This window comes from Streptomyces aureus, assembly GCF_001418135.1.
Classification (GTDB): Bacteria; Actinomycetota; Actinomycetes; order Streptomycetales; family Streptomycetaceae; genus Streptomyces; species Streptomyces aureus_A.
In genome coordinates this window covers 1-8,302 of the sequence record NZ_LIPQ01000290.1, presented here as the reverse complement: position 1 = coordinate 8,302, position 8,302 = coordinate 1, and the positions used below count along the sequence as shown (strand labels likewise).

9 protein-coding genes and 1 pseudogene are annotated in these 8,302 nt (G+C 70.1%); 5 read left to right on the top strand and 5 right to left on the bottom strand.

Features of this window, described 5'->3' with window-relative positions; genetic code table 11:
* The 5 genes from AOK00_RS23680 to AOK00_RS23660 form a co-directional block, all read left to right on the top strand.
* A partial coding sequence (locus AOK00_RS23680; RefSeq protein WP_159041833.1) for a dihydropteroate synthase occupies positions 1 to 237 on the top strand: 237 nt, incomplete at its 5' end.
* Positions 234 to 701: a nuclear transport factor 2 family protein gene (locus AOK00_RS23675; RefSeq protein WP_079042158.1), complete on the top strand. Its 468-nt coding sequence runs from the start codon at positions 234 to 236 to the stop codon at positions 699 to 701. The genes AOK00_RS23680 and AOK00_RS23675, both read left to right, overlap by 4 nt.
* A 144-nt stretch (positions 702 to 845) precedes the next feature.
* Positions 846 to 1,205 (top strand): dihydroneopterin aldolase, encoded by a 360-nt coding sequence (gene folB / locus AOK00_RS23670; protein WP_030324141.1) that lies wholly within the window; start codon positions 846 to 848, stop codon positions 1,203 to 1,205.
* Positions 1,202 to 1,801: a 2-amino-4-hydroxy-6-hydroxymethyldihydropteridine diphosphokinase gene (folK, locus tag AOK00_RS23665; RefSeq protein ID WP_055602308.1), complete on the top strand. Its 600-nt coding sequence runs from the start codon at positions 1,202 to 1,204 to the stop codon at positions 1,799 to 1,801. The genes folB and folK overlap by 4 nt, the downstream gene beginning before the upstream one ends.
* A 62-nt stretch (positions 1,802 to 1,863) precedes the next feature.
* On the top strand, positions 1,864 to 2,349 hold the full coding sequence (locus tag AOK00_RS23660; RefSeq protein ID WP_055602307.1) for a DUF3180 domain-containing protein: 486 nt from the start codon (positions 1,864 to 1,866) through the stop codon (positions 2,347 to 2,349).
* 175 nt (positions 2,350 to 2,524) lie between these two features.
* Here the strand turns inward: AOK00_RS23660 and folE are convergent, their stop codons facing one another.
* The 5 genes and pseudogenes from folE to AOK00_RS23635 all read right to left on the bottom strand — a co-directional run.
* Positions 2,525 to 3,130: a GTP cyclohydrolase I FolE gene (gene folE, locus AOK00_RS23655; RefSeq protein WP_055602306.1), complete on the bottom strand. Its 606-nt coding sequence runs from the start codon at positions 3,128 to 3,130 to the stop codon at positions 2,525 to 2,527.
* 99 nt (positions 3,131 to 3,229) lie between these two features.
* Positions 3,230 to 5,248, bottom strand: a complete 2,019-nt coding sequence (ftsH, locus tag AOK00_RS23650; protein WP_055602305.1) for an ATP-dependent zinc metalloprotease FtsH — start codon at positions 5,246 to 5,248, stop codon at positions 3,230 to 3,232.
* Positions 5,249 to 5,420: 172 nt separating this feature from the next.
* On the bottom strand, positions 5,421 to 5,960 hold the full coding sequence (gene hpt / locus AOK00_RS23645; protein WP_030219931.1) for a hypoxanthine phosphoribosyltransferase: 540 nt from the start codon (positions 5,958 to 5,960) through the stop codon (positions 5,421 to 5,423).
* A 41-nt stretch (positions 5,961 to 6,001) separates the two neighbouring features.
* Complete coding sequence (gene tilS, locus AOK00_RS23640; RefSeq protein ID WP_055602304.1) at positions 6,002 to 7,021, bottom strand: tRNA lysidine(34) synthetase TilS; 1,020 nt, start codon at positions 7,019 to 7,021, stop codon at positions 6,002 to 6,004.
* Positions 7,022 to 7,229: 208 nt separating this feature from the next.
* Positions 7,230 to 8,207 (bottom strand): annotated as a pseudogene (locus AOK00_RS23635) (zinc-dependent metalloprotease); the annotation flags it as partial.
* Positions 8,208 to 8,302: the final 95 nt, after the last annotated feature.

The window sequence follows — 8,302 nt, the reverse complement described above, 5'->3', positions numbered from 1 at the left end:
CCCGAGCTCCGCGCCCTCGGCCGCCCCCTCCTCGTCGCCGCCTCCCGCAAGCGTTTCCTCGGCCACGTCCTCACCCGCGAGGGCGCCGCACCGCCCCCCGCACGCGAACGCGACGCCGCCACCGCCGCCGTCTCCGCCCTCGCCGCCCACGCGGGCGCGTGGGCCGTCCGCGTCCACGAGGTCCGGGCCACCGCCGACGCCGTACGGGTCGCCCGCGCCGTCGAGGGAGCCGCGTGAGCCGCAGCGCCGACGAGGCGGCCGTCGAAGCCGCCAACACCGCCTTCTACGAGGCGATGGAGACCGGCGACTTCGAAGGCGTCTCGGCGCTCTGGGTCGACGACGGCGCCACCCCCATCACCTGCGTCCACCCCGGCTGGCCCGTCCTCACCGGCCGAGGCGAGGTGCTCCGCTCGTACGCGCTGATCATGGCGAACACCGAGTACATCCAGTTCTTCCTCACCGACCTCAAGATCTCCCTCGCCGGCCACACCGCCGTCGTCACCTGCACCGAGAACATCCTGAGCGGCGGCCCCGCCGAGGACGGTGCCGAACTGGGCCCCCTCGTCGGACAGCTCGTCGTCGCCACCAATGTGTTCCGCCGCACACCCGACGGCTGGAGAATCTGGTCCCACCACGCCTCCCCGGTCCTCACGGACACCGAGGAAACACCGGACGAGGAGCCCGGCGGCGACACCCCGTGACCACTCCGCCACCCACCCTCCGGACCCGCCCACGGCCCCCACGGGCAAGCTCTGTCGGTCCCCGCAGGTAGATTCGAGGCTGGACACCCGGCCGTCCGCACCCGGCTGCGTGGCCACCGAACTACGACAGCAGGAGTGATTCGCGTGGATCGTGTCGCGCTGCGCGGCCTCAAGGCCCGGGGCCACCACGGCGTCTTCCCCAAGGAGCGCGAGGAGGGCCAGACCTTCATCGTGGACCTGGTCCTCGGCCTGGACACCCGCCCGGCGGCCGCCGACGACGACCTGTCCAAGACCGTGCACTACGGGATCGTCGCCGAAGAGGTCGTCGACGTCGTCCAGGGCGAGCCCGTCGACCTCATCGAAACACTCGCCGAGCGCATCGCCCAGCAATGCCTCAGCCACGCCGGGGTACAAGAGGTGGAGGTCGTCGTCCACAAACCGGACGCGCCCATCACCGTGCCGTTCGACGACGTGACCATCACGATCACCCGGAGCCGACGATGAAGCCGATGCAGAGCGACCCCACCGTCCAGCCCGTACCGGCCTCCGTCGTCGCCACCGTCGACGCCGCCGACACGACGCTGTCCAACCCCCGCTGGGCCGTCGTGGCCCTCGGTGCCAACCTCGGCAACCGCCTGGAGACCCTCCAGGGGGCCGTCGACGCCCTCGCGGACACCCCCGGCCTCCGGGTCAAGGCCGTCTCCCCCGTGTACGAGACGGAGCCCTGGGGCGTCGAGCCCGACACCCAGCCCGCGTACTTCAACGCCGTCGCGCTCGTGAAGACGACACTGCCGCCCTCCTCCCTCCTGGAGCGGGCCCACGCCGTCGAAGAGGCCTTCCACCGCGTCCGCGAGGAGCGCTGGGGCGCCCGCACCATCGACGTCGACATCGTCGCCTACGCGGACGTGATCTCCGAGGACCCCGTCCTCACCCTCCCGCACCCCCGCGCCCACCAGCGCGCCTTCGTCCTCGCCCCCTGGCACGACGTGGACCCCGAGGCCCAGCTCCCCGGCCACGGCACCGTCGCCGCGCTCCTCGCCGCCGTCGGCGACGAAGGCATCGCCCGCCGCACCGATCTGGAACTCCGTCTGCCCGAGTAGTCGTTACGCTTCGTGGCAGACCACACAGCGACCACGACCGACGACCAGGAGAAGGACACCCGGTGAAACAACTGCGGCTGAAGGTGCTCGCCGGACTGTTCCTCGTGGCCGGCATCCTCTCCTGGGGCGCCGCACGGCTCTGGGACGCGGTCGGCACCCTGCCCAGCGTGCCGATCGCCGCGCCCATCGTGCTCACCGTGATCGCGGCCGTCCTCACCGCGACCGCCCTCTCGATCCGCGTCCGCCTCAAGGCCCAGCGCGAGCGCCGCCCCGGCGCCAAGGGCGTCGAACCCCTGATGGCGGCCCGCGCGGTGGTCTTCGGCCAGGCGAGCGCCCTGGTGGCCGCCCTCGTCGCCGGCATGTACGGCGGCACGGGCGTCTTCCTCCTCGACTCCCTCGACGTCCCGGCCCGCCGCGACCAGGCCCTCTACGCGGCCTTCTCGGTCGTGGCGGGCATCGCCGTCATCGCGGCGGCCCTCTTCCTGGAGCGCGTCTGCAGGCTCCCGGAGGACGACGACGAGGGCGGCCCGGGCAAGGCCCGGGTCTAGCTCGGCCGGGTCACCGTCTCAAGGCGGGCGGCGAGTCCGGTGCCTTCGCCTGAACGCAGTCGTCCACGAGGTTCACCAGCATCTCGCTGGTCGGCCCGTGCCCCATTCCGCCCCCTTGACCAGCGATCGATTCCACTGATCAAGGACGCTATGGAGCAAGGCGGACAGCCCGCTACTAACGGGCCAGTATCAGGGACATGGCCTCGGCACGGGTGGTGGCGTCGCGAAGTTGTCCACGTACCGCCGAGGTGGTCGTCTTGGCCCCCGGCTTACGGACCCCACGCAGAGCCATGCACATGTGCTCGGCCTCGATGACGACGATCGCGCCGCGGGCGTCCAGGATGCGCATCAATGAGTCGGCGATCTGCGTCGTCAGACGCTCCTGCACCTGCGGGCGCCTGGCGAAGACATCGACAAGGCGGGCCAGCTTGGACAGCCCGGTGATCTTGCCCGACTCGGCAGGAATGTAACCAATGTGAGCCACGCCATGAAATGGCAGCAAATGATGCTCGCACTGGCTCGTCAACTCGATGTCCTTCACCAGGACCATCTCGTCGTGCCCCAGGTCGAACGTCGTCGTCAGAACGTCCTCGGGCTCCTGCCACAGCCCCGCGAACAGCTCCTTGTACGCCCGCGCCACCCGCGCCGGCGTCTCCCGGAGGCCCTCGCGGTCCGGGTCCTCGCCGACCGCGATGAGGAGCTCGCGTACGGCCGCCTCGGCGCGCTTCTCGTCGAACTCGCCGATCGTGCCCTCGCCGTCCAGCGTCACCGGGTCGGTCATCTCTGTGCCTCGTTCCGTCTGACTGATGTGCGCGAAATGCCGCGCCCCCACAGGCTAAAACCTGTGGGGGCGCGGCAGCCATTCCGGGGTGCGGGACGGTCAGTCCTCCGGGGTGTCCACCGGGGCGATCTCGATGCCCTTCGTGGTGTCGACCGCGGGGGCCGCCGAGCCGTTCGCCGTGTTCGTCAGGGCGAGCTCCTTGGGGGAGAGCACCGGCGGACGCGTGGACGGGGTGCGGCGGGAGGAGCCGGTCCAGGCCGGGCGGGCCGGGCGCTTGACGATGGGGGTGAAGATCTCGGCGATCTCCTCCTTGCCCAGCGTCTCCTTCTCCAGGAGGGCGAGGACCAGGTTGTCGAGGACGTCACGGTTCTCGACGAGGATCTCCCAGGCCTCGTTGTGCGCGGTCTCGATGAGCTTCTTGACCTCTTCGTCGACCAGCGCCGCGACCTCTTCCGAGTAGTCGCGCTGGTGCGCCATCTCACGGCCGAGGAAGGGCTCGGTGTTGTCGCCACCGAACTTGATCGCGCCGAGACGCTCGGTCATGCCGTACTGGGTGACCATCGCGCGGGCCGTGGCCGTGGCCTTCTCGATGTCGTTGGCGGCGCCGGTGGTCGGGTCGTGGAAGACCAGTTCCTCCGCCGCACGGCCGCCCAGCATGTACGCCAGCTGGTCGAGCATCTCGTTGCGGGTGGTCGAGTACTTGTCCTCGTCCGGCAGGACCATCGTGTAGCCCAGGGCGCGGCCGCGGGACAGGATGGTGATCTTGTGGACGGGGTCGGAGTTCGGCGAGGCCGCCGCGACGAGGGCGTGGCCGCCCTCGTGGTACGCGGTGATCTTCTTCTCCTTGTCCGACATGATGCGGGTCCGCTTCTGCGGGCCCGCGACCACTCGGTCGATCGCCTCGTCCAGTGCCGCGTTGTCGATCAGCTTCTGGTCGCTGCGAGCGGTGAGGAGCGCCGCCTCGTTGAGGACGTTGGAGAGGTCCGCGCCGGTGAAGCCGGGGGTGCGTCGGGCGACGGCGCCGAGGTCGACGTCCGGTGCGACCGGCTTGCCCTTCTGGTGGACCTTGAGGATCTCCAGACGGCCCTGCATGTCCGGGCGGTCGACGGCGATCTGCCGGTCGAAGCGTCCGGGGCGCAGGAGGGCGGGGTCGAGGATGTCGGGCCGGTTCGTGGCGGCGATCAGGATGACGCCGCCCTTCACGTCGAAGCCGTCCATCTCGACGAGCAGCTGGTTGAGCGTCTGCTCGCGCTCGTCGTGACCGCCGCCGAGGCCGGCGCCGCGGTGGCGTCCGACGGCGTCGATCTCGTCGACGAAGACGATGGCGGGCGCGTTGGCCTTGGCCTGCTCGAAGAGGTCACGGACCCGGGAGGCACCGACACCGACGAACATCTCGACGAAGTCGGAGCCGGAGATCGAGTAGAACGGCACCCCGGCCTCGCCGGCGACGGCGCGCGCGAGGAGCGTCTTGCCGGTTCCGGGCGGGCCGTAGAGCAGAACGCCCTTGGGGATCTTGGCGCCGACGGCCTGGAACTTCGCCGGCTCCTGGAGGAACTCCTTGATCTCGTGGAGTTCCTCGACGGCCTCGTCCGAGCCCGCGACGTCGGCGAAGGTGGTCTTCGGCGTGTCCTTGGTGATGAGCTTCGCCTTGGACTTGCCGAACTGCATGACGCGGGAGCCGCCGCCCTGCATCTGGTTCATCAGGAAGAGGAAGACGACCACGATGAGGACGAAGGGGAGGAGGGAGAGCAGGATCGAGACGAAGGGCGACTGCTTCGTCGGGGAGACGGTGTAGCCCTTCTCGATCTGCCCGGCCTCGAACTTCTCCTGCAGCTTGTCCGCGACGTCGACGCCCTGGGAGCCGATGTAGCTGGCCTGGACCTTGCTGCTGTTGTCGATCTTCTGACCGTCGACGAGCTCGATCTTGATGATCTGCTCGTCACCGGTGGTGACCTTTGCCTGCTTGACCTGGTTCTTGTCGATCGCCTGGACGACCTTGCCGGTGTCCACCGTCTTGTAGCCCTCGGACGAGCCGACGACCTGCATCAGCACGACCACGGCGAGGACGGCCAGCACGATCCACATGACCGGCCCACGGAAGTATCGCTTCACGTCCATCCATACGGAGCGAGAACGCCCCGTCCCTCCTGCCCGTAGGAAAATGCTGCTGTGAGAGCTGCTGTGTGAAAAAGCTGTTCTTCGGACGGTACCTCAGCATCGTCGCCCGCGACCGCCTTCCCGTGGTTCAACGGGGGGAGGGCGGCGCGGGTTCCCCGTACGGCCCGGGTGTTCAGCCGCCGTAGACGTGCGGGGCGAGCGTGCCGACGAACGGAAGGTTCCGGTACTTCTCGGCGTAGTCGAGGCCGTAGCCCACGACGAACTCGTTGGGGATGTCGAAACCGATCCACTTGACGTCGATCGCGACCTTCGCGGCCTCGGGCTTGCGCAGCAGCGTGCAGACCTCCAGGGAGGCGGGCTCGCGCGAGCCGAGGTTCGACAGGAGCCAGGACAGGGTCAGGCCGGAGTCGATGATGTCCTCGACGATCAGGACGTGCTTGCCCTTGATGTCGGTGTCGAGGTCCTTGAGGATCCTGACGACGCCCGAGGACTGGGTGCCGGCGCCGTAGGAGGACACGGCCATCCAGTCCATGGTGACGGGGGTGGAAAGGGCGCGAGCCAGATCCGCCATCACCATCACCGCGCCCTTGAGGACGCCGACGATGAGCAGGTCCTTGCCCGCGTATTCCGCGTCGATCTTCGCGGCCAGCTCTGCCAGCTTGGCGTCGATCTCTTCCTTGGTGATGAGCACCGACTGGAGGTCGGTGCCCATGTCCTTCTCGTTCACCCGGGTCACTTTCGTTGCAGCGTGCGTCAGCCTTGCCGGATGACCAGTCTGCCACCCTGGCGGCGGGCTTCGACGCGGCCGGGCAGGTTGATGGCCCCTTGGCCGCGCCAGCCGGTGATGAGCCGGTCGACTTCTTCGATGTGGCGGGCGAAGAGGGAGCCGGCGGGTGCGCCCTCGGCGATGACGGCGCGGCGCAGGACGCGGCGGCGCACGGCGGGGGGCAGGCCGTGGAGCTTGGCGCACTCCAGGGCGCCCGCCTCGTCGCGTACGCGGGTCTCGGCGTCGGCGGCCCAGGTGTCGAGGGCGTCGGCGTCGTCGCGGGAGAGCTGGGCCGTTCGGGCGAGGGCTTCGACGACGCCCTTGCCGAGGGCTTTCTCGAGGGCGGGGAGGCCTTCGTGGCGGAGCCTGGAGCGGGTGTAGGCGGGGTCGCTGTTGTGGGGGTCGTCCCAGACGGCGAGTTCCTGTGCGACGCAGGCCTTGCGGACGGTCTGGCGGTCGAGCTGGAGGAAGGGGCGCCGGTAGCGGCCGGAGGCGCCGGAGATCGCGGCCATGCCGGAGAGCGAGCGGATGCCGGAGCCGCGGGCGAGCCCGAGCAGGACGGTTTCCGCTTGGTCGTCGCGGGTGTGGCCGAGGAGGATCGCGGTGGCTCCGTGGCGTTCGGCGGCGGCGTCGAGGGCCGCGTACCGCGCGTCGCGTGCGGCGGCCTCGGGGCCTCCTTCGCGGCCGACGGTGACGGCGACGGCCTCGGAGGGGGTGAGGCCGAGGGCGGTCATGCGCGCGACGACCTCGCCCGCGCGGGTGTCGGAGCCGTCCTGGAGTCCGTGGTCGACGGTGATGCCGCCGGCGCGCACGGGAAGCTTGCGGGCCTCGAAGGCGAGGGCGGAGGCGAGCGCCATGGAGTCGGCGCCTCCGGAGCAGGCGACGAGCACGAGGGGGGTGTGCGCGTCGCGTGCGGGGGCGGGGTCGGTCTGGTGCTCGGTGAGAACGTCGTGGAGTACGCGGCGGACCGCCAGGCGTATCGCCGCGACCGCAGGATGGGGACCCATGTCCGGTGCCCTTCGTGAATGGGGTGGGGTGCCTCGGTCGGAGTCTTAACGGTCGGAAAGGGGGGTTCGGTCACTCAGAGTGCGTCGATGGTGACAGAAACCCGGCCGTTACCCGAGCATTGCACGCCTCACCCCATGCCCAGGGTCCCTCGGATGGGTGATTGGTGGGGTGTTCCGACGTGTTCCTGTGCCGTGTGCCGCACCAGTCTCACGAGTCTGCCTTACGGTGCACCCTCGCGATCCAGTCGGCGGGGGCGGCGATCTCGGCCTTGGTGGGGAGCGTGTTGGGCGAGGTCCAGACGCGGTTGAAACCGTCCATGCCGACCTGGTCGACGACGGCGCGGACGAAGCGCTCGCCGTCGCGGTACTGGCGGAGCTTGGCGTCGAGGCCGAGGAGCTTGCGCAGGGCGAGGTCGAGGCGGGAGGCGCCGCGGGCGCGGCGCTGCTGGAACTTCTCGCGGATCTCGGCGACGGAGGGCACGACCTGGGGTCCGACGCCGTCCATGACGTAGTCGGCGTGGCCTTCGAGGAGGGACATGACGGCCGTGAGGCGGCCGAGGATCTCGCGTTGTTCGGGGGTCTGGACGAGTTCGACGAAGGAGGGGGCGGGTTCGCCCTGCTCGCCTTCGGGGCGGCCGCCTGCGAGGGTCTGGGCGGCTTCGCGGAGGCGTTCGACGACGGTGCCGGGGTCGACGTCGGTGGCGGCGAGGAACGACTGGATTTCGCCCTGGAGGTGGTCGCGGAGCCAGGGGACGGCGGTGAACTGGGTGCGGTGGGTCTCCTCGTGGAGGCAGACCCAGAGCCGGAAGTCGTGGGGGGAGACTTCGAGTTCCCGCTCGACGTGGACGATGTTGGGCGCGACGAGGAGGAGGCGTCCGCCGCCGTTGGCGCCTGCGGGGAGGTCGCGGGTGGCGGGGGCGAAGGTCTCGTACTGGCCGAGGATGCGGGAGGCGAGGAACGACAGCAGCATGCCGAGTTCGACGCCGGTGACCTTGCCGCCGACGGCGCCGAGGACGGCGTTGCCCGGGGTGCCGGAGCGGCGGTCCTGCATCTTGCCGAGGAGCGGGGTGAGGAGCTCGCGGAAGCCGGCGACGTTGGCCTTGATCCAGCCGGCCCGGTCGACGACGAGGACGGGCGTGTCGTGGAGCTCCATGCCCTCGGGGATCATCCGGGTGTAGGCCCGGACCCGAAGTCAGCCGCGACGAAGCCCGCGAGGTCGTCGCCGAACTCCGCAAGCACGCCAAAGCGTCGGAGGAACACGTCCGGGCCTACACCCGGATG